General features: G+C 67.4%; 20 protein-coding genes. 11 read left to right on the forward strand and 9 right to left on the reverse strand.

From position 1 onward, the window contains the following. Positions 1-60: 60 nt before the first annotated feature. Positions 61-1710, reverse strand: coding sequence for an AMP-binding protein (locus tag BMY12_RS04060; RefSeq protein ID WP_093282374.1), 1650 nt, complete (start codon positions 1708-1710; stop codon positions 61-63). A 146-nt stretch (positions 1711-1856) separates the two neighbouring features. Here BMY12_RS04060 and BMY12_RS04065 point away from each other — a divergent pair, with 146 nt between their 5' ends. The 5 genes from BMY12_RS04065 (at position 1857) to BMY12_RS04085 (ending at position 5561) form a co-directional block, all read left to right on the forward strand. Beyond that, entirely contained in the window at positions 1857-2933 is a 1077-nt protein-coding gene (locus tag BMY12_RS04065) for an SMP-30/gluconolactonase/LRE family protein (protein WP_093282377.1), read from the forward strand. Between the two features lie 12 nt (positions 2934-2945). Continuing rightward, a complete protein-coding gene (locus tag BMY12_RS04070) occupies positions 2946-4556 on the forward strand; it encodes a phytoene desaturase family protein (RefSeq protein ID WP_093282379.1) in 1611 nt (536 codons plus the stop codon). 128 nt (positions 4557-4684) lie between these two features. Further along, positions 4685-4948, forward strand: coding sequence for a hypothetical protein (locus BMY12_RS04075; protein WP_093282382.1), 264 nt, complete (start codon positions 4685-4687; stop codon positions 4946-4948). After that, positions 4945-5154, forward strand: coding sequence for a hypothetical protein (locus tag BMY12_RS04080; protein ID WP_093282385.1), 210 nt, complete (start codon positions 4945-4947; stop codon positions 5152-5154). The genes BMY12_RS04075 and BMY12_RS04080 overlap by 4 nt, the downstream gene beginning before the upstream one ends. Before the next feature lie 101 nt (positions 5155-5255). After that, positions 5256-5561, forward strand: a complete 306-nt coding sequence (locus tag BMY12_RS04085) for a hypothetical protein (RefSeq protein ID WP_093282387.1) — start codon at positions 5256-5258, stop codon at positions 5559-5561. A gap of 33 nt (positions 5562-5594) precedes the next feature. Here the strand turns inward: BMY12_RS04085 and BMY12_RS04090 are convergent, their stop codons facing one another. The 3 genes from BMY12_RS04090 to BMY12_RS04100 form a co-directional block, all read right to left on the reverse strand. Continuing rightward, a complete protein-coding gene (locus BMY12_RS04090) occupies positions 5595-6113 on the reverse strand; it encodes a hypothetical protein (protein WP_093282390.1) in 519 nt (172 codons plus the stop codon). Positions 6114-6218: 105 nt separating this feature from the next. Continuing rightward, complete coding sequence (locus tag BMY12_RS04095) at positions 6219-6755, reverse strand: hypothetical protein (protein WP_093282392.1); 537 nt, start codon at positions 6753-6755, stop codon at positions 6219-6221. 13 nt (positions 6756-6768) lie between these two features. After that, a complete protein-coding gene (locus tag BMY12_RS04100) occupies positions 6769-7917 on the reverse strand; it encodes a CaiB/BaiF CoA transferase family protein (RefSeq protein WP_093282395.1) in 1149 nt (382 codons plus the stop codon). A gap of 203 nt (positions 7918-8120) precedes the next feature. On the opposite strand from BMY12_RS04100, the gene BMY12_RS04105 reads away from it, so the two are divergent. Continuing rightward, entirely contained in the window at positions 8121-8741 is a 621-nt protein-coding gene (locus BMY12_RS04105; RefSeq protein ID WP_177188829.1) for a TetR/AcrR family transcriptional regulator, read from the forward strand. 3 nt (positions 8742-8744) lie between these two features. Beyond that, positions 8745-9410 (forward strand): MOSC domain-containing protein, encoded by a 666-nt coding sequence (locus BMY12_RS04110; RefSeq protein WP_093282399.1) that lies wholly within the window; start codon positions 8745-8747, stop codon positions 9408-9410. On the opposite strand, the gene BMY12_RS04115 is transcribed toward BMY12_RS04110, so the two are convergent. Continuing rightward, positions 9404-9970: a GNAT family N-acetyltransferase gene (locus BMY12_RS04115; protein ID WP_093282402.1), complete on the reverse strand. Its 567-nt coding sequence runs from the start codon at positions 9968-9970 to the stop codon at positions 9404-9406. The two genes, BMY12_RS04110 and BMY12_RS04115, sit on opposite strands and share 7 nt — an antisense overlap. A gap of 140 nt (positions 9971-10110) precedes the next feature. Here BMY12_RS04115 and BMY12_RS04120 point away from each other — a divergent pair, with 140 nt between their 5' ends. Genes BMY12_RS04120 through BMY12_RS04125 form a run of 3 tightly spaced genes read left to right on the forward strand, consistent with a single transcriptional unit; the run spans position 10111 to position 12000 of the window. Beyond that, entirely contained in the window at positions 10111-10653 is a 543-nt protein-coding gene (locus BMY12_RS04120; protein ID WP_245732342.1) for an RNA polymerase sigma factor, read from the forward strand. Further along, on the forward strand, positions 10650-11105 hold the full coding sequence (locus tag BMY12_RS19900; protein WP_143068835.1) for a hypothetical protein: 456 nt from the start codon (positions 10650-10652) through the stop codon (positions 11103-11105). The genes BMY12_RS04120 and BMY12_RS19900 overlap by 4 nt, the downstream gene beginning before the upstream one ends. Before the next feature lie 25 nt (positions 11106-11130). Continuing rightward, positions 11131-12000, forward strand: a complete 870-nt coding sequence (locus BMY12_RS04125) for a DUF4097 family beta strand repeat-containing protein (protein ID WP_177188830.1) — start codon at positions 11131-11133, stop codon at positions 11998-12000. 62 nt (positions 12001-12062) lie between these two features. Here BMY12_RS04125 and purH read toward each other — a convergent pair whose 3' ends face one another. The 4 genes from purH to xseA form a co-directional block, all read right to left on the reverse strand. Beyond that, entirely contained in the window at positions 12063-13628 is a 1566-nt protein-coding gene (purH, locus tag BMY12_RS04130; RefSeq protein ID WP_093282409.1) for a bifunctional phosphoribosylaminoimidazolecarboxamide formyltransferase/IMP cyclohydrolase, read from the reverse strand. Between the two features lie 82 nt (positions 13629-13710). Beyond that, on the reverse strand, positions 13711-13974 hold the full coding sequence (locus BMY12_RS04135) for a helix-turn-helix domain-containing protein (protein WP_093282411.1): 264 nt from the start codon (positions 13972-13974) through the stop codon (positions 13711-13713). 110 nt (positions 13975-14084) lie between these two features. Further along, positions 14085-15422, reverse strand: a complete 1338-nt coding sequence (gene prmA / locus BMY12_RS04140) for a 50S ribosomal protein L11 methyltransferase (protein WP_093282413.1) — start codon at positions 15420-15422, stop codon at positions 14085-14087. A gap of 39 nt (positions 15423-15461) precedes the next feature. Then, positions 15462-16832, reverse strand: a complete 1371-nt coding sequence (gene xseA / locus BMY12_RS04145; RefSeq protein ID WP_093282416.1) for an exodeoxyribonuclease VII large subunit — start codon at positions 16830-16832, stop codon at positions 15462-15464. Between the two features lie 39 nt (positions 16833-16871). Between xseA and guaB the strand changes: the two genes are divergently transcribed. Further along, positions 16872-18341, forward strand: a complete 1470-nt coding sequence (gene guaB, locus BMY12_RS04150; protein ID WP_093282475.1) for an IMP dehydrogenase — start codon at positions 16872-16874, stop codon at positions 18339-18341. The last annotated feature ends 219 nt before the right edge of the window (positions 18342-18560 follow it).

Genomic DNA, 18560 nt, shown 5'->3' on the forward strand with positions numbered 1-18560 from the left:
CCCCAGCCCCGCTCGTTCGTGCGGCAGGACTTGCCACTGGCAAGTCCTGAAATCCCGCACTCACTCCCAAACCAGCTTTTCTTTGATGTTGGGCGCGTGCTGTTCCAGCAAGGCCAGATAGCGCTTCTCCACTTCGTTGCGCTTGACCTTCATGGTCGGCGTCATCATGTTGTTGTCGATGGTCCAGGGGTCCTTCACGACCACGATCTTGGCAATCTCTTCGTGGGCTTCGAGATTGGCGTTGACGGCGTCCATTTCGGCAATCAGGCCCTTGCCCACTTCTTCGCGCGGCTTCTTGTAGGCGTCGGCCGTGAGCGTGACCACCATGATCGGCTGCTTGAGGCCGGTGCCGACGAAGCAGAGCTGATCGATGTCGGTGTTGCGTGACAGTGCGCCTTCGATCGGCGCCGGCGCCACGTACTTGCCCTTTAGGGTCTTGAAGATGTCCTTCACGCGGCCGGTGATGTAGAGATAACCATCCTCATCGACACGGCCCTTGTCGCCGGTGCGCAGCCAGCCGTCGGCGGTGAACAGCTCGGCGGTCTTCTCCGGGTCCTTGTAGTAACCCGGCGTCACCGCCGGATGGCGGAACTGGATTTCGCCGTCGGCGGCGATGCGCATGTCGGCGCCGGGCTGGGCGCGGCCCACCGAGCCCCAGCGGTTGGCGCTGGGCAGATTGGCGGTGGCGTAGATGTTGTTCTCGGTCATGCCGTAGCCCTGCAGCACGGTGATGCCGAGCTTGTCGAACCACTGCATGAGCGGAATCGGCATGGGCGCGGCGCCCACGAACAGGTAGCGCGCGTTCTGCAGGCCCACGGCCTTCTTGAGCTTGTTCTTGATCAGGCCGGAGATCACGGGGATCTTGATCAGGCGGTCGAGCTTCTTCTGCGGCAGCTTGCGCAGGATGCCGGCCTGGAAGCGGCCGTAGACCAGGGGCACGCCGAAGAAGCGCGTCGGCGCCACCTGCACCAGCTGCTCGGCGAGCTTGTCGAGGTTCTCCAGGAAGTAGACCTCGGCGCCGTAGTAAATGGAGCCCAGCTCCACCGCGCCGCGCTCGAAGGCGTGCGCCAGCGGCAGGTAGGAGAAGAAGCGCTCCTGGCCCTTGGCCGGCATCGACTTGAGCATGCCCTCGGCGGCGAACAGCATGTTGGCGATGGTGATGATCACGCCCTTGGGATTGCCGGTGGTGCCGGAGGTGTAGATCAGGGTGTAGATCGAGGACGGGTCGGGCGCCTGATAGCCGGCGAAGGGTTCACAGGAGCGCACCAGATCGTCCCACTGCTGGTCGCAGCGCGGCACTTCCGGGTAGGGCATGGCGATGGTGGCCACGCCCGGCGGGATCGCCGCCATGAATTCCTCGGCATCCGGCATCGGGCCGACGAAGATCGCCTGGGTCTCGCTGTGTCCGAGGATGTATTTCACCGCGTCGATGGACTGCTTGGGATACAGGCCCACGCTGATGTAGCCGGCCATGGCGATGGCCAGGTCGGCCAGAAACCAGTGCGCGGTGTTGCGCCCGGAGATCGCCACGCGCGCGCCGGCGGGCAGGCCCAGCTTGCGCAGGGCGGTGGCCATGCTGCGCACCTGCAGCTCGCACTGCGCGTAGCTGAGCGAACGCCAGCCGCCGTTCTCGGAATAGAACAGCCAGGGCTTGCCGGGCTTTTCCTTTGCCCATTGCACCAGCATTTCCACCGGATTTTTCAATGCCATTGCCACTCCCCGTTCATGATGTTCGTGGCGCCGCAGTCCCTGGCGGCGCGGCCTTCGGCCGTAAGCTGCGGATTGTAGGGGCGCCTCGCCAGCGTGGACAGTGGCCGCATCGCTTCGCACAATGGTCAGATAAGCAGGGGAAGGGAATGTACAAGCTCATCGGAACGGTGCTGCTGCTGATCGTCGTGGCGGCCACCTATCTCGTGGTCTGGCCGGTGCCCATCGAGCCGCGCGTCTGGCAGGCGCAGCCGCCGCAGACTCTGCGGGCCACGGGCAGCCTGGCCGGCATCCGCCGCCTGGCGGAGCAGATCGGCGTGGGGCCGGAGGGAATCGCGGTCGATGCGCAGGGACGGCTCTACGCCGGCTTCGAGGATGGCCGCGTGCTGCGCTTCGACGCCGACGGCGGCAATACCGAACAGCTCGCCGACACCGGTGGTCGGCCGCTGGGGCTGTCGGTGGGCAGCAAGGATCTGCTGGTGGCCGATGCCATCCGCGGCCTGCTGCAGGTGCATGCCGATGGCCGCGTGGTGGTGCTCAGCCGCGAGGCGGAAGGGCAGGCTTTCGGTTTTGTCGATGATGTCGATCAATCCGACGCCGATCCGGGCATCTACTTCAGCGATGCCTCCACGCGTTACGGCATTCACGATTACATGATCGATCTGCTCGAACACGGCGACACCGGCCGGCTGCTGCGCTACAACCCCGGCACCGGCCGCACCGAGGTGCTGATGCGCGGTCTGCACTTCGCCAACGGTGTGGCGCTGGGACCGAACGCCGATTACGTGCTGGTGGCGGAAACCGCCGAGTACCGCATCTGGCGCTACTGGCTCAAGGGTGAGCGTGCCGGCACGCGCGAGATCTTCGCCGACAGGCTGCCGGGCTTTCCGGACAATCTGAGTTTCAACGGCCGTGATCGTTTCTGGGTGGCCCTGGTCGTGCCGCGCGATCCGCGCCTGGACGAGATGGCGGGGCGCCCGCTGCTGCGCAAGATGGTCTACCGCGTACCGGAATTCCTGCGCCCGGGACCGCGCCTGAAGAGCTGGGTGCTGGGCCTGGATCTGGACGGCAAGGTGGTGGCGAGCCTGGAGCACGAAGGACCCTCGCCCAAGCCTTATGGCCCCATCACCAGCGTCGAGCAGCGCGGTGACACGCTCTACTTCGGCAGTCTCACCGACAGTGCGCTGGGGCGCATCAGCCTGCCGGGCCTGGGCGCCGCGCCCTGAGGCTTCGCGCGCATGCGCCGCTACGACGCCATCATCGTCGGTGCCGGCCATAACGGCCTGGTCTGCGCCGCATATCTGGCGCGCGCCGGCCGGAAGGTGCTGCTGCTGGAACGGCGCGGCATCGTCGGCGGCGCCGCGGTCAGCGAGGAGATCGCGCCGGGCTATCGCGCCTCCACCGCCTCGTATCTGGTCTCGCTGCTGCTGCCGGCCGTGGCGTGCGAGCTGCGGCTCAAGGACTTCGGCTATCGCGTGCTGACGCGCAACCCGTCCTCGTTCACCCCGCTGCCCGATGGCCGCAGCCTGCTGATGGGGCCGGATGAAGCGCTCAACCAGCGCGAGATCGCGAAGTTCTCCGCACGCGACGCCCAGGCCTATCCGCGCTACGAAGCCTGGCTCACGCGCATCGCCGAGGCCCTGGAGCCGGCGCTGGAAGACATTCCGCCGGAGCTGCTGCCCCTGCCGGCGGATTACCGTCATCGCGGCCTGCTCGACAGGCTGCGCAATCTGGCGCGCGCCCTGCGTTTCCATCGCGCCATGCGCAAGCTCGGCGCGGAGCTGCCCAGCGCGCTGGAGCTGATCGTCGGTCCGGCGCGGCCGATTCTGGACCGCTGGTTTGAATCAGAAGCCTTGAAGGTGACGCTGGCCACCGATGCCATCATCGGCGCCATGGCACCGCCCTCGGCGCCCGGCACCGGCTATGTGCTGCTGCATCATGTGATGGGCACCGCCGGCGGCGCGCGCGGCGTCTGGGGCTATGTCGAAGGCGGCATGGGCGCGCTGACGCAGGCGCTGTGGCGCTCGGCGCAGAGTCTGGGCGCGCAGCTCAAGCTCGATGCGCCGGTGGCGCGCGTGCTGGTGCAGGGCGAAAGAGCGGTTGGCGTGCAGCTGGAGAGCGGCGAGCGCATCGAAGCCGGCTGCGTGATCTCCAATGCCACACCGGCCATCACCTTTCTCAAGCTGCTGGAGGCGGGCGTGCTGCCGGAGGCGTTTCGCAGCGCCGTGCAGCGCATCGACTATTCCAGCGCGGTGATGAAGATCAACCTGGCCTTGTCCGAGCTGCCGGATTTCACCTGCCTGCCGGGCCGCGCGCTGGGGCCGCAGCATCGCGGCACCATCCACATCAGCCCCACGCTGGAGTATCTGGAACGCGCTTACGAGGATGCGCGACGCGGCGCGCCTTCACGCGAGCCGGTGATCGAGATGACGCTGCCGACCTCGGTGGATCAGACCCTGGCGCCGGCGGGACATCACATCGCGCAGCTGTTCGTGCAGTACGCACCGTATGCGCTGGCGCAGGGCGGCTGGGATGAACTGGCCGGGCCTTTCGCGCAGCGCTGCATCGAGGCAGTGAACGCCTACGCGCCCAATTTCGCAGCCAGCGTGCTGCATCGTCAGCTGCTGTCGCCGCTGGAACTGGAGCGCCGCTTCGCACTCACCGGCGGCAATATCTTTCACGGCGCCATGTCCCTGCATCAGCTGTTCGGCTTTCGCCCGGTGCCGGGCTGGGGCGATTACCGCACGCCGCTCAAGGGTCTGTATCTGTGCGGCGCCGGCGCGCATCCCGGCGGCGGTGTCAGCGGCGCGCCGGGCCGCAATGCGGCGCAGGTGGTGCTGCAGGACTGAGGCGGCGCCGGCCGTGCGCCTGCGTGCTAAGCGTGCTGTCGCACCGACAGCTCGGCGGCTTGCTGCCACCATGACCTCGTGTCCCAGCTTGCCGCCCTCAGCGGCAATGGACCCTCCGAGGTGTCACCATGACCACATTCAAAGAATCAAGCGCTGCTGTCGACGAGCGCATTGCACAAATCCAGCAGTCGGAACGCAGCGGCAAGGAACAGGCACTGATCACCTTCGATTTCATGCACGATCCGCAGCGGCGCCTGCATCCCGGCGTCTATCGCGAGACGGCCCAGCTCGCGCCGGACGCGACGCTGATCAGCTTGCGGCGCAAGGGCCAGGTCACGCCGTCCCAATCCCAGTCGCAGGATGCACGAACGATGGGGAGGACACTCTCATGATCACGATGCTGCTGGCGATCACTGCGGTGACGGCCATCGCCGCGCTGCCGGTGCTGACGGTACTGAGGCAGTACCGCTCAGCGCCGCCGCTTACGCTGGCCACACCCGCCTATCGGGGGCGCGACCTGGACGGTTTCGTGAAAGCCCGGAAGCGCTACCAGTGGCGGCCGCAGCGCGAGCCGCATTGGCAGAACCGGGTGGCCTGAGTTGCGCCCGCCGGTCCGGCCGTGGTGAACCGCGCGATGCGGATGCGGCCCGGATCCGGCCTTGTGCCACAGCGCAGGCCCGGCGCGGATGGAGAAGCGCGATGAACTTCAGTCAGCTCGAAAAGACGTTTGAATCCACGCTCATCAGCGGCCCGCCGCGCCGCGCCGGTGCGCGTCTGTTCCAGGCCCGGCCGCATCATCTCTGGTGCCCGCGCTGCTGCCGGGTGTTTCCGAACGGTGTGTACCGCCTGGTGGCGGAACGACACTGCTGTCCCTACCGCGGCTGCGATGCCGAGGAGCACGAGGCGCGTGCCTGGAGCGAGGTGCGGCGCGACCATCCGTATTACGCCGAATACCCGCAGCTGTGGGTGCGCTTCCCCGCGAGCCTTGCGCAGAGCGCCGCCTGAGTCGCAACGCTCTGGTCTTCGAGCCTCTCCGGCTTAAGGCAGCTGTGCCAGATGCGCGTCCGGACTCAGGCATTCGCCGTGATGCGCGCCGGTGAGGGTGCTGATCGCGCCGGGCGTGCTGCGGCAGGCGATGAAGTTCACCGGATAATCGGCGCTGATCGGCAGCCCGGCGCCAATCATCAGACTGGCATTGGGCGCGAGCAGATGGCTGTCCGCGCTCGGACCGGTGATCGCATCGCAGCGATGCCGCAGGGCTGCGGGCGTATCGACGCAGTACGACACCATCACCGGGTAATCGCAGCGATTGACGAGTGCCGCATCGGTTTCGCGCGTGAGCCCGCGTCGCATGCCGAGCTGCAGGCACTGCCGCGTCATCAGCTGTTTCTGACGTACATAGCGCTGGCCGCTGTTGCTGGCGATGAAGGAGCCGTCCGCAAGCTGCGCCAGGGTTTGTGGCGCGCCGGCCTGGGCGCTGACGCAAACCAGGGTGCCGAGCAGGGCGCCCAGCAGTTGCGCACGGGGAAGAAAGCGACGAGGTTTGAAGTCTTGCATGTCCGGCTCCCGGTTCAGAGCAGTGAAGAGGTGCGTATCGCACCTTGCCCCGCTTGGATGGCGCGGGCCGGGAGCCGGTTTAAACGCGGTTTCGTATCCGCCGCCTCACCACCGCAGGAAAGGCAGCGGCCGCAGTGGATGACGCAGCAGCCAGGGGCCGGCGAGCTGCAGCAGGCGCTTGTGAAAACCGGCATTGGGAAACTGTGCGCGCACCTGCGCGACATAGTCGCGCGGCAAACCGAAGCGCAGCGCGCCGAACGACAGATCCACCAGATCGGCCTTGCGGAAGGCTTCCACCAGTTCCTGATGCGGACCCTCATACGCACGCAGCTTGTGGTGCAGCTCGATCATCAGCCGCACCGCCTCGCGGCTCCCGCCATCGGCAGTCGCCAGATGTTCGAGCGCGCGCGCCGAGGAGGGCGGCAGGTAATCCAGCGTCAGCTGCGGCCAGATGCCGATGTCGTGATAGCAGCCGGCAACCAGCACCTGCTCGCGCTGCGCTTCGCTGCAGGGATGCAGCGCGAGGCAGAAATGCACCATGCGGTAGACATGATTGCGATAGGGCGTGTAATCGGCTCCCAGCGCTTCACGCCAGGGTGAGAACAGCGCTTCCAGCTGCGGCAGGGTGGTCTGGATGTTCATGATGGCCGGTGTTCTAGCACACCTTGGCGGCGCGCAGGGCCTGCAGCTGCGCCTCGTCGAGCTTGAGCTGGCTCAGCACGGCCTGCGTATGCTCGCCCAGCCTGGGCGCGGGGCTGAGCGTCGCCGTCTGCGCGCCGCTGAATTTCAGCGGCGCCGCAACAGCCGGCTTGCCGCGCAGATCTTCCACCAGGCCGCGGGCCTGCACCTGCTCGTTGTTCAGTGCTTCCTGCAGCGTGTAGATGCCGTTGCCGCAGCAGTCGGCCTGCGCGCAAAGCTGTTCCCACTCGGCGCGGCTGCGGGTCTTGAACAGTTCCACCAGTTCGGCGTGCAGGGCCTTGGCGGCGGGGCCGGGGGCCAGCGACTTCTTTGCCAGATCGGGCCGTCCGGCGGCCTGACAGAAGCTCTGGAAGAATTTGGCCTCCAGCGAGCCCAGCGCGAACCAAAGGCCGTCGGCGCACTGATAGCGCTGGTAGTTGGCCAGGCCGCCGGTGAGCATGTCGCCGCCGCGCGGCAGGGTCTGGCCCAGCGTGCGCAGCGTGCTCAGCGCCACCACCTGCAGGGCGAGGGTGCCGTCGAGCATCGCGCTGTCCACGAAGCAGCCCTGCCCCGAGGCGCGCGCGCCGATCACGCCGGCGAGGATGCCCACGGCGCAGGTCAGCGCACCGCCCGCCAGATCGGCGATCTGCGTGTTGGACAGCGTGGGGCCGCTGTCGGCGCTGCCGATCTGGTCCAGCACGCCGGCGTAACCGCAGTAGTTCATGTCATGGCCGGCGCGCTCGCGATACGGACCGCTCTGGCCGTAGCCGGTGAGCGAGGCATAGACCAGGCGCGGATTGATGGCCTTGAGCGATTCATAGTCGCAGCCCAGGCGCTGCATCACGCCGGGCCGGAAGGATTCCAGCAGCACATCGGCCTGCGCCACCAGCTGCTTGAGAATCGCCACGCCCTCGCTCTTGCGCAGGTCCAGGGTCAGCGACTGCTTGCCGCGGTTGACCAGCTCGAACATCTCCGCCGACAGGCTGCGCGTGTAGTCGCCGCCGGCGGGTTCCTCGATCTTGATGATCTCGGCGCCGAGCTGGGCGAGCAGCACCGTGCAGTGCGGGCCGGGCAGGAGGCGGGAGAGGTCCAGAACGCGAATGCCGCGCAGCAGAGGGTTGTTCATGAAAGACTCGTTGGGCTGGAGGAGGTCTGGGGGCGGCCGGGTCGAGGCTGCGCTTGAGCCCTTGAGGTAACTGCACTTACCATCAAGCCGATGCACCCGCTGGCGTGCGACTGTAGCGGTGACGACGCTTCAGGGTCAACGCTGATCAGCGCAAGAGTAAGCTGCATTACTGCAGCGTTTCAGGCGAGGAGGATCTACACAACATGGGCCGCAGCCAAGCCGTGGTGGTCAGCCGTGAACAGCTGGACAGCGCCACCCGTCAGCGCATCGAGCAGGCCGTGCTCGATATCTTCGCCGAGCGCGAATTTCATCGCGTGGGTCTGATCGAGGTGGCGCGCGGCGCCAATGTCTCGCTGCAGACGCTCTACAAGTATTACGGCAGCAAGGAGGCCTTGCTGTTCTCGGCGCTGGAAGCCTGGCTGGGCAAGCTCGCTGCACGCATGATCGATCATCTGCAGGGCATCGAGGACTACAAGGAACGCCTGCGCAAGGTGTTCTGGGTGGTGCTGGATTTCTTCGAGAAGAACCCCAAGGTCGCGCAGATCCAGATGAGCTCGGTGTACGTGAACACCTGGCGCAAGCAGGAGCAGTTCGACAATCCGGCGCTGTTCGGGCCGTTCATGAAGGTGCTGGCCGAGGGCCGCGCGCGCGGTGTGCTGAACAACGCCGTGGATGAGAAATATCTGCTCGATTTCATCATGGGGGTGCTGCAGCGCGTGGTGTTCATGTACGTGCATCGCGGCATGAAGGACTCGATGACGGCGCAGGCGCCGGCGCTGTTCGAGATGCTCTGGCGCGCCATCGCCGCACCGGGCAGGGCCTGAGCGATGCAGGTGCGCATCGACGCGATCTACACCGGCCTGGCGCAGGCCATGCCCGATGACGGCCGGCCCACCGCGATCTTCAAGACGCCGCGTCGCGACGTGCTGAGCATCGGCCGCGAAGGCATTGCCGGCGATGTGCAGGCCGACCGCCGCGTGCACGGCGGTCCGGACAAGGCCGTGCACCAGTTTCCCGCCGAGCATTACGCGCGCTTCGCCGCAGCCTTCACGCCCGTGCGCGGCGCTTTTGCGCCCGGCAACATCGGCGAGAACTTCAGCAGCAGCGGCTTGCGCGAGGAAGACGTCTGCATCGGCGATGTCTTCGCCCTGGGCAGTGCGCGGCTGCAGCTGTGTCAGCCGCGCACGCCGTGCTGGAAGATCGACGCGCGCTTCGGCGTAGACGGGCTGGCGCAGCTGATCGAGCGCGAGGGCATCGCCGGCTGGTATTACCGCGTGCTGCAGACGGGCACGGCGCAGGCCGGCGATACCCTGCAGCTGCTGGCGCGCGAGCCGCAGGCGGTGAGTCTGCGTGAATACTGGCAGCTCAAGCAGGCCACGCGACCGCCGGCTGCGGACCTGCTGCGGCTGCTCGCTTCGCCGGGCCTGGCGGAAAACCAGCGCCAGCGCTGGCAGCAGCGCTTCGACTGGTTGCGCGCCAACGCCGGTTACTGAGCGCGGTCCTCGCGATCCCAGCCGGGCCAGGGGCCGTCGGCTTGCTCGGGCCGCAGCTGCTCATGCACCGCTTCGTGATAGCGCTGCATGCCGCGCGCCTCGTAGTTGGCCAGCGCCGCCGGCCCGTCCAGCGAGCAGGTATGCACCCACACGCGCCGCGTGCCCGGCATCGCCCAGGCGCGCTGCAGGCCGCGCGTGAGCAGATGACCGCCCAGACCCTGGCCGCTGAACTCGCGCATCAGGCCGAAATAGGCGATCTCCACATCCCCTTCGCACTGCGCTTCCAGCTCGATATAGCCGGCCGGCGTGCCCCGCACGTAGAGCACCCAGGTTTCCAGCTCGGGGCGGTCCAGCCAGGCCTGCCAGCGCGCATACGACCAGTTCAGGCGGTCGCGCCAGAACCAGTGTCCGCCCACCGCCGTGTAGAGAAAGCGGTTGAGCATGGGCAGCGGCTGCTCGGCGCGCATCAGCAGCGGTTCGGGCTGCAGCGGGCGCGCCGGGCGCAGGGCCTGCGGCGAGTGCATCTGCAGATACCAGGTGGTGACGCGCTCGTGCAGCATGCGGAGGAATCGACGGGGCGGATTTAAACGCGGCAGGCTTTTGCGGCATCTTAACCGCGATGAGCGCAGCATTGATCAGTGAGGGGACAAGTCTGGGCGCCTGGCCGCGCCGGGCTGGCGACGAGCAGAAAGGAGCGCGGGTGGAGGCGGCTGCCGGGCAGGTGATGGACGCGGACCAGGCTTTGGCGGTGGCTGCCGCCGCCGGGGACGCGCGCGCCTTCGAACAGCTCTACCGTCGCCATGTCGGGCGCGTGCACGGTCTGTGCGTGCGGCTCTGCGAGGGCGACCGCGCCAAGGCCGAGCAATACACGCAGGATGTGTTCGTGCGCGCCTGGGAGAAGCTGGCCAGCTTTCGCGGCGAGGCGCAGTTCTCCACCTGGCTGCATCGTCTGGCGGTGAATCTGGTGCTCGGCGAATATCGGCTGCTGAAGCGCTGGATCAGTTTCGAGGACGTGCCGGACGAACAGCTGCCGCAGCAGGACGCGCCGGCTGCCGCCGGCGAACACGCCGATCTGGAGCGCGCCCTGGCGCGTCTGCCCAAGGGTGCACGCACGGTGCTGCTGCTGTTTGATGTGGAAGGATATGGACACGAGGAAATCGCCGCGCTGACCGGCATCGCGGTGGGCACCTCCAAGGCGCAGCTGCATCGTGCGCGTCGCTTGATGAAGGAATGGCTGTCATGAACGAGGATCGCGACGAGGACCGTCTGCCGGCACTGCGCGGCCTGCGCCTGGACGCCGAGCCGCAGTGTGATCTGTGGCCGGAGATCGCCATGCGCCTGCCGTCGCGCCGGCGCCAGGGCCTGCGTGCGGGCCTGGGGCTGGCGATGGCGGCCGGTCTGACGCTGGCCCTGGGGCTGGGCTTCCTGCCGGTGGCGCAGCGGCAGCCCGAGGGTTCCTTGCCGGCGCAGACGCTCATCGTCTCGCCCGGGACAACGGCCCCGCTTGCCGGTGCGCCGGTGCTGGGCCAGAGCCGTGCGCTGATCAAGGCCAATCTGCAGATCGCGCGCAGCTCGCGCCAGCAGCTGCGCCAGGCCCTGCAACAGGATCCGGATGCGGAGTTCCTGCAGCGTCTGCTGCAGCGGACCGAAGAACATGATGCGCAGCTGCATGAGTTGCTGCGCGAGGCGAGCTGAAGGCGCTACGCCAGGAGATGCCCCGATGAAGATGCGCTTGATGATGATGGTCCTGCTGCTGCCGCTGGCGGCACGGGCCGGCGAACCGCAGGCGATCCAGCAGACCCGGCCGCTGGCCGCCGACGGCAAGCTGCGCGTGGAGAACCCCGCCGGCAGCCTGGAGATCAGCGCCTGGGATCGCAACGAGGTGATGATCAGCGGCGAGCTGGGCGAGAACGCCGAACCCCTGGAGATTCGCGGCGATGCGCGCGATCTGCAGATCGTGGTGCGCTATCCCTCGCGCTTGCGCGGCAGCTTCGATGATTCCGAGCTGCGCCTGCGCGTGCCGGCACGCGTGGCCCTGGAGCTGAAGACCGTGAGTGCGCAGGTGCAGCTGCGCGGTGTGAAAGGTCCGCTGCAGGTGCAGAGCGTGTCCGGCGATCTGAATCTGGATGTGGGCAGCACACAGGTGCAGGCCAGCACGGTCAGCGGCGATCTGCAGCTGCGCGCGCCGGCGCAGCAGACCAAGCTCAGCTCGGTGAGCGGCGATATCGTGCTGCGTGATCTGCGCGGCACGCTCAATGCGGACACGGTCTCGGGCCAGCTGCAGGTGGAGGGCGGACCGTTCAAGGAGCTGAGCCTGCAGAGTGTCTCCGGCGATCTGCAGCTGAACGTGGCGCTGGACGCCAACGCGCAGCTGCGCGCCGAAACGCTGTCCGGCGACATCGGCCTGGAACTGCCGCGCAGCAGCGATGCCTCATTGGAGCTGAAGACATTCAGCGGCGAGCTGCACAATGAATTCGGCGGCGGCGAACATGGCTTGCGCAAGATGTCCGCCAAGATCGGCGGTGGTCGCGGACAGGTGTCCCTGCACAGCTTCAGCGGCGACATCAGCGTGCGGCCGGTGTCGCGCTGAGAGCGGATCACCGCTTCAAAAGACGCCGCTTCTGCAGCTGATCCTGCTGCAGTGCCGGAGCTTCAGTGCCGGAAGTGACGGATGCCGGTAAACACCATCGCCATGCCGGCCTCATCGGCGGCGCCGATCACTTCGGCGTCGCGCATCGAGCCGCCCGGCTGGATCACGGCGGTGATGCCGGCGCGGGCGGCGGCGTCGATGCCGTCGCGGAACGGGAAGAAGGCGTCGGAGGCCATCACCGAACCGGCCACCACCAGCTTCTCGTCCTCGGCCTTGATGCCGGCGATCTTCGCCGAATACACGCGGCTCATCTGGCCGGCGCCCACGCCGATGGTCATGCGCTCGCGGGCGTAGACGATGGCATTGGACTTCACGAACTTGGCGACCTTGTAGGCAAAGATCAGATCGTGAATCTCGGCCTCGCTGGGGGCGCGCTTGCTCACGACTTTCAGCTCATCCATGCGCACCAGGCGCGTGTCATTGTCCTGCACCAGCAGGCCGCCGGCGACGCGCTTGTAGTCGAGCGACGAAAGCGGCTCGGGCGGGAAGTCGCCGCATTCCAGCAGGCGTACGTTCTGTTTGGCGGCGACGGCCTGACGCGCGGCCTCGCTGATGCGCGGCGCGATGATCACTTCCACGAACTGGCGCTCGACGATCAGCCTGGCGGTGTCGCCGTCCAGCTCGCGGTTGAAGGCGATGATGCCGCCGAAGGCAGAGGTGGGATCGGTGGAGAAGGCGCGCTCGTAAGCGGCGCGGATGCCTTCCTCGTTCACCGCCACGCCGCAGGGATTGGCGTGTTTGACGATCACGCAGGCCGGCTTGGTGAAGCTCTTCACGCACTCCAGCGCGGCATCGGCATCGGCGATGTTGTTGTACGAGAGTTCCTTGCCCTGCAGCTGGCGCGCGGCGGCGATGCTGCCCGGCTGGGCTTCGCGCTCGCGATAGAAGGCCGCGCGCTGATGCGGGTTCTCGCCGTAGCGCAGGTCCTGCACCTTGTCCAGCTGCAGGCCGAACACCGGCGCGAAGGCCTCGCGGCTGCCGTCTTCGTGCAGGCTGGACAGATAGGCCGAGACGGCGGCGTCATAACGCGCGGTCAGCGCATAGGTCTTCACCGCCAGGCGCGTGCGCGTGGCCTGCGTGACGCCGCCGGCGTCGATCTCGGCGAGCACCTGCGCGTAGTCGGCCGGATCGGTCAGCACCGAAACCCAGGCGTGGTTCTTGGCGGCGGCGCGCAGCATGGCCGGGCCGCCGATGTCGATGTTCTCGATGGCGTCTTCGCGCGTGCAATCGGGCTTGGCGATGGTGGCGGCGAAGGGATAGAGATTCACCACCAGCAGATCGATATCGGCAATGCCGTGCTGCTGCATGACGGCGGCGTCGATGTCGCGACGGCCGAGCAGGCCACCGTGGATCTTCGGGTGCAGGGTCTTGACGCGGCCGTCCATGATTTCGGGAAAGCCGGTGTGGGCGCTGACCTCGGTGGCGTCCAGGCCCGCTTCACGCAGCAGCTTGAAGGTGCCGCCGGTGGAGAGCAGCGCCACGCCGCGCTGCGCCAGGGCCTTGGCCAATTCGACGATGCCGGATTTGTCGGAAACGGACAGCAGGGCGCGGCGCACAGGGGTCTTCATCGCAGGCGGTCTTTTAAGGCTGGCGTGGGGCCGCGACGGGCTGCGGCAGGCAGGTATGAGTCGAAACGAGGCGCGAACCGCCTTACGGCGACTCCGCCTTGATCTTGTGATGCTTGAGCTTTTTGCGCAGCGTCGCGCGATTCAGGCCCAGCATCTCGGCGGCGCGCGACTGATTGCCGTGGCAATAGCGCAGCGTGGACTTGAGCAGCGGCGGCTCGACCTGATCCAGGAACAGGTCGTAGAGATTCTGCGGCGCGTGGCCGTTGAGCGTGCGGAAAAAATCGTCCAGGCACTCCGAGACCGAGTGGCCCAGCGGTTTGATGTCGGATGACCGCAGCGATGACATAGAAAGAAACTCCAGCCCGCGATCAAGGTCGTCGGGCCACGCCAATGCTCATGGGGGGCGGCAATGATACTCCCCCGGCAGTGCCGGAAAAAGAGATCGGGCCGGATTATTTAACTGATGCTGGCGGCAGCGAGCTGTTCGTCGATCAGGCGCTGCCAGGCGGCATTGGGGGTCCAGATGGCATACAGGTCCTGCGCCGCGATCTCACGCGGCACCGCCAAGACCAGCACGCGATACAGATAAACGAATACCGAGGCGCGCTTGTTGAGCGCGCAATGCACCAGAACGCAGCGTTCGCGCCAGGCTTCCATCACGCGGATGAACTCCTCCAGGTGCGCGGCCTGCGGCGCGTCCCAGGGCACCGGCAGCGCGTGATAGTCGACGCCCAGCGCGCGCCAGCGCATGGCCTCGTCGGGCAGGTAGTTGGGCGAGCTGGGCACGGCCAGATTGATCACCGCCTGCACGCCGGCATCGCGCAGCATGGCGAAATGTTCGGTGCGCGGCTGGCCGGCGGTGCACAGCAGCTTGCCGATGCGCCGGTAGGCGATCAGCGCCGGCACGCGGCAGCGGCCCGACAGCCGGGTCCAGCCTTCCTGCGAGACGTCCTCGTCGAAGTCGAACCAGGAAGCGTAGGCATTGCGCACCTCGTCGGCCTGCCGATCCAGCAGACCGGCCAGCACCAGGCGGCTGCCGCTGTGCGCGGCGCTGCTGATCTCGCGGGCGAGACGGATCAGGGGATTGGCCAGGATATTGGCGATGATCACATCGCTGGCCAGCGGCTGATAGTCCTCGGGCAGCATCACGCTGAGGCGCTCGGCCACGCCATTGGCGGCGGCGTTCTCGCGCGTGGCCAGCAGCGCCTGCGGATCGATGTCCACGCACACCGCGCGTTCGGCGCCCAGCAGCAGCGCGGCGATCGCCAGCACGCCGGAGCCGCAGCCATAGTCGAGCACGGTCTTGCCTTGCAGTTCGCCGGCCTCATGCAGCTCGGCCAGGTACTGCAGGCACAGCGCGGTGGTGGGATGCGTGCCGGTACCGAAGGCCAGGCCCGGATCCAGGCGCAGGAGCACGGCCTGTTCCTGATTCACCTCGCCGGCTTTCTCATGCGGCACCACCCAGAGCCGTGCACCGAATTGCAGCGGCGGACAGTCCTTGAGCCAGACGCGCACCCAGTCCTGATCCTCGATCAGCTCGCTGCTGTAGCGCAGCTCGGCGCCATCGGGCAGCAGCTCGCGCAGGCTGGCCTGTACCGTGGAAAGATCGGTGGCCTCGGCGAACAGGCCGAGCGTCACGGTGTCCTGCCACAAAGGGGTTTCACCGGGCGCCGGCTCCAGCACCGGGTTGTCCACGGCATCGATGAAGCTCACCGCCGCAGCCTCGTGGGCCAGCAGCACTTCCTCGGCGAATTCCGGATGGCGCGTATGCACGCGCAGCTGTAACCAAGCCATGACGGGTCTCGCGAAAGGGGAGCGGACCGACGATTTTACCTATCCTTCGTGATCCTGCGAGCCTTCCGGAGCAATGTGCTCGACGCGGGTCTGCACGCGGCCGCGCGCCAGCAGCAGGGCCAGCGGCTGATCGGCGCGCAGCTGTGCGGCGTCGGTGACAGCCTGTCCGGATTCGTCCAGCGCGATGGCGTAACCGCGTTGCAGGACCGCGCGCGGATTCAGGCTGCCGAGCTGCGCGCTGTGCGCCGCCAGCTGCGTCTGCGCCTGGGACAGCTTGCGCGCCAGCGCCAGCCGCAGGCGCTGCGTGAGCTGGGCCAGGCCCTGCCCTTCCTCGCGCAAGCGCAGCGCCGGCGCCTGCGCGCGCAGCTGCATCAGCTGCCGCGACAAACGACCGTCCTGATCCTTGAGCAGCCGGCCCTGCGCGCGTAGCAGGCGGCTCTGCAGCTCACGCAGACGCGCGCTGCGTTCCTGCAGGCGCCGGCCCGGATGCTGACGCAGCAGGCGCCGCTGCAGTTCGTCACTGCGCTGCGCGAGCTGCTGCAGGCGCCGGCGCTGCGCGAGCCGGCTGCGATCCTCGTCGCGGCGCAGGCGCAGCAGGAAGTCGGCGATGTCCGGCGCCACGCGTTCGGCGGCGGCGGTGGGCGTGGGCGCGCGCAGATCGGCGGCGAAGTCGGCGATGGTCACGTCCACCTCATGGCCCACGCCGCTGATCACCGGCACGGCGCAGGCGCGGATCGCGCGCGCCACGCGCTCGTCATTGAAGGCCCAGAGATCTTCCAGCGAGCCGCCGCCGCGCGCCAGCAGAATCACTTCCACCGGCGCGCGGCGCGGCAGCTCCTGCAGGGCGCGGACGATGGCCGGCGGCGCCTCGGCGCCCTGCACCGGCACGGCGTACAGATACACCGGGGCCAGGGGATAGCGCCGCGCCAGGGTGCTGCGCATATCGTGCAGGGCGGCGCCGGAGCCGGAGGTGATCAGGCCGATGGCGCGCGGCAGTTTCGGCAGCTCGCGCTTGAGGTGTTCGTCGAACAGGCCTTCGGCAGCGAGCCTGCGCTTGAGTTCTTCAAAGGCGCGCAGCAGCGCGCCCTCACCGGCCGGTTCCAGATGCTCGACGATCAGCTGCAGATCGCCGCGCGCGGTGTACACCGAGAGCTGCGCGCGCAGCAGCACCGCATCACCGTCCTTCGGAATCGGCCGCACATGGAAATTGGCGCCCTTGAACATCGCGCAGCGCAGCTGTGCGCGGGTGTCCTTGAGGGTGAAATACCAGTGTCCGGAGGCGGGCCGGGAAAAATTGGACAGCTCACCCTGCACCCAGACGCGGGGCAGGGCGTCTTCGACCAGGGCGCGGACGATTTCGGCGAGTTCGCTGACCTGGTAGACAGTCCGGGGGGCGGGCGTGGCGGGCATAAGATATAATGACCTGCTTCCATGACGACCGCAGCCACCATGCGTATCCAGTCCGAAGCGCTCACCTTTGATGACGTGCTGCTCCTGCCGGCTTATTCCGACGTCCTGCCCCGGCAGGTCGATCTGCGCAGCCGCCTGACCCGCGACATCACCCTCAACATCCCGCTGCTGTCCTCGGCGATGGACACCGTCACCGAGGCCAAGCTGGCAATCGCCCTGGCCCAGGAAGGCGGTCTGGGCATCATCCACAAGAACATGACCGTGGCGCGGCAGGCTGCGGAAGTGCGGGCGGTGAAGAAACACGAGTCCGGGGTGATCACCGATCCGATCACCGTGCCGCCGAGCATGAGCATCGGCGAGGTGATCAAGCTCACCCGCACCAACAAGATCTCCGGCGTGCCGGTGGTGGACGGCAGCGATCTGGTCGGCATCGTCACCAGCCGCGACCTGCGCTTCGAAACGCGCTACAGCGAGCCGGTGTCGCGGGTGATGACCCCCAAGGATCGCCTGGTCACGGTGCGCGAAGGCGCCTCGCGCGAGGAAGTGATTGCCAAGCTGCAGGAACGTCGCATCGAGAAGGTGCTGGTGGTCAACGACAAGTTCCAGCTGCGCGGCATGATCACGGTGCGCGACATCCAGAAGTCCAGCGACTATCCCAATGCCTGCAAGGACGATGCGCAGCGCCTGCGCGTTGGCGCGGCGGTGGGCACCGGCGGCGACACCGAAGAGCGCGTCCACGCCCTGGTGGAAGCCGGCGTCGATCTGGTGGTGGTGGACACCGCGCACGGCCATTCGCAGGGTGTGCTCGACCGCGTGCGCCTGATCAAGCAGCAGTACGGGGACCGCATCCAGGTGGTGGGCGGCAACATCGCCACCGGCGCGGCGGCGCTGGCGCTGGTGGAAGCCGGTGCCGATGCGGTGAAGGTGGGCATTGGCCCGGGCTCGATCTGCACCACGCGTGTAGTGGCGGGCGTGGGCGTGCCGCAGATCAGCGCGGTGATGGAAGTGGCCAAGGCCCTGGCCGACAAGGGCGTGCCGCTGATTTCCGATGGCGGCGTGCGTTATTCCGGCGACTTCGCCAAGGCCATTGCCGCCGGAGCCTCGGCGGTGATGGTGGGTTCCATGCTGGCCGGCACCGAGGAGGCGCCGGGCGAGGTGGAGCTGTATCAGGGCCGTTCCTACAAGAGCTATCGCGGCATGGGTTCCATGGGCGCGATGAGCGGTGCGCAGAGTTCCAAGGATCGTTATTTCCAGGACACCACCAGCGAGGTGGAGAAGCTGGTCCCGGAAGGCATCGAAGGCCGCGTGCCATACAAGGGCCCGATGGCGGCCATCGTGCATCAGATGGTCGGTGGTCTGCGCGCCAGCATGGGCTACACCGGTTGCCGCAACATCGAAGAGATGCGCAGCAAGACGCGCTTCGTGAAGATCACCTCGGCGGGCATCAAGGAGTCGCACGTGCACGACGTGACCATCACCAAGGAAGCGCCGAACTACCGCGTGGAGTAAGCGCGCGGCTGCGAGGCCAGCCATAAGCCGTAGGGCGGGTTAGGCGCGATAGCGCCGTAACCCGCTTTTGCTGTTGCTTGGTTTGTTTACTGATCTGCCCTTGGTTTCGTCCGCCCTCCGGCGGCCGAGGTACTTCTCTTTGCTCGTGCAAAGAGAAGTACCCAAGAGAAAGCACGCCCTACGCCTCGCATCCGTCGCCGCCGCCGCGGCGCCGGCAGC

The sequence above is a fragment of the Solimonas aquatica genome (assembly GCF_900111015.1).
In the GTDB taxonomy this organism is placed as follows: domain Bacteria; phylum Pseudomonadota; class Gammaproteobacteria; order Nevskiales; family Nevskiaceae; genus Solimonas; species Solimonas aquatica.

What these genes read in the sequence shown, in the direction of transcription:
- BMY12_RS04100 (WP_093282395.1), bottom strand. Translation starts at nt 7,917, where the DNA reads ATGAACAACCCTCTGCTGCGCGGCATTCGCGTTCTGGACCTCTCCCGC.
- xseA (WP_093282416.1), bottom strand. Translation starts at nt 16,832, where the DNA reads ATGCCCGCCACGCCCGCCCCCCGGACTGTCTACCAGGTCAGCGAACTC.
- BMY12_RS04085 (WP_093282387.1), top strand. Translation starts at nt 5,256, where the DNA reads ATGAACTTCAGTCAGCTCGAAAAGACGTTTGAATCCACGCTCATCAGC.
- BMY12_RS19900 (WP_143068835.1), top strand. Translation starts at nt 10,650, where the DNA reads ATGAACGAGGATCGCGACGAGGACCGTCTGCCGGCACTGCGCGGCCTG.
- BMY12_RS04065 (WP_093282377.1), top strand. Translation starts at nt 1,857, where the DNA reads ATGTACAAGCTCATCGGAACGGTGCTGCTGCTGATCGTCGTGGCGGCC.
- BMY12_RS04115 (WP_093282402.1), bottom strand. Translation starts at nt 9,970, where the DNA reads ATGCTGCACGAGCGCGTCACCACCTGGTATCTGCAGATGCACTCGCCG.
- BMY12_RS04095 (WP_093282392.1), bottom strand. Translation starts at nt 6,755, where the DNA reads ATGAACATCCAGACCACCCTGCCGCAGCTGGAAGCGCTGTTCTCACCC.
- BMY12_RS04090 (WP_093282390.1), bottom strand. Translation starts at nt 6,113, where the DNA reads ATGCAAGACTTCAAACCTCGTCGCTTTCTTCCCCGTGCGCAACTGCTG.
- BMY12_RS04105 (WP_177188829.1), top strand. Translation starts at nt 8,121, where the DNA reads ATGGGCCGCAGCCAAGCCGTGGTGGTCAGCCGTGAACAGCTGGACAGC.
- purH (WP_093282409.1), bottom strand. Translation starts at nt 13,628, where the DNA reads ATGAAGACCCCTGTGCGCCGCGCCCTGCTGTCCGTTTCCGACAAATCC.
- BMY12_RS04080 (WP_093282385.1), top strand. Translation starts at nt 4,945, where the DNA reads ATGATCACGATGCTGCTGGCGATCACTGCGGTGACGGCCATCGCCGCG.
- BMY12_RS04135 (WP_093282411.1), bottom strand. Translation starts at nt 13,974, where the DNA reads ATGTCATCGCTGCGGTCATCCGACATCAAACCGCTGGGCCACTCGGTC.
- guaB (WP_093282475.1), top strand. Translation starts at nt 16,872, where the DNA reads ATGCGTATCCAGTCCGAAGCGCTCACCTTTGATGACGTGCTGCTCCTG.
- BMY12_RS04125 (WP_177188830.1), top strand. Translation starts at nt 11,131, where the DNA reads ATGAAGATGCGCTTGATGATGATGGTCCTGCTGCTGCCGCTGGCGGCA.
- prmA (WP_093282413.1), bottom strand. Translation starts at nt 15,422, where the DNA reads ATGGCTTGGTTACAGCTGCGCGTGCATACGCGCCATCCGGAATTCGCC.
- BMY12_RS04060 (WP_093282374.1), bottom strand. Translation starts at nt 1,710, where the DNA reads ATGGCATTGAAAAATCCGGTGGAAATGCTGGTGCAATGGGCAAAGGAA.
- BMY12_RS04075 (WP_093282382.1), top strand. Translation starts at nt 4,685, where the DNA reads ATGACCACATTCAAAGAATCAAGCGCTGCTGTCGACGAGCGCATTGCA.
- BMY12_RS04070 (WP_093282379.1), top strand. Translation starts at nt 2,946, where the DNA reads ATGCGCCGCTACGACGCCATCATCGTCGGTGCCGGCCATAACGGCCTG.
- BMY12_RS04110 (WP_093282399.1), top strand. Translation starts at nt 8,745, where the DNA reads ATGCAGGTGCGCATCGACGCGATCTACACCGGCCTGGCGCAGGCCATG.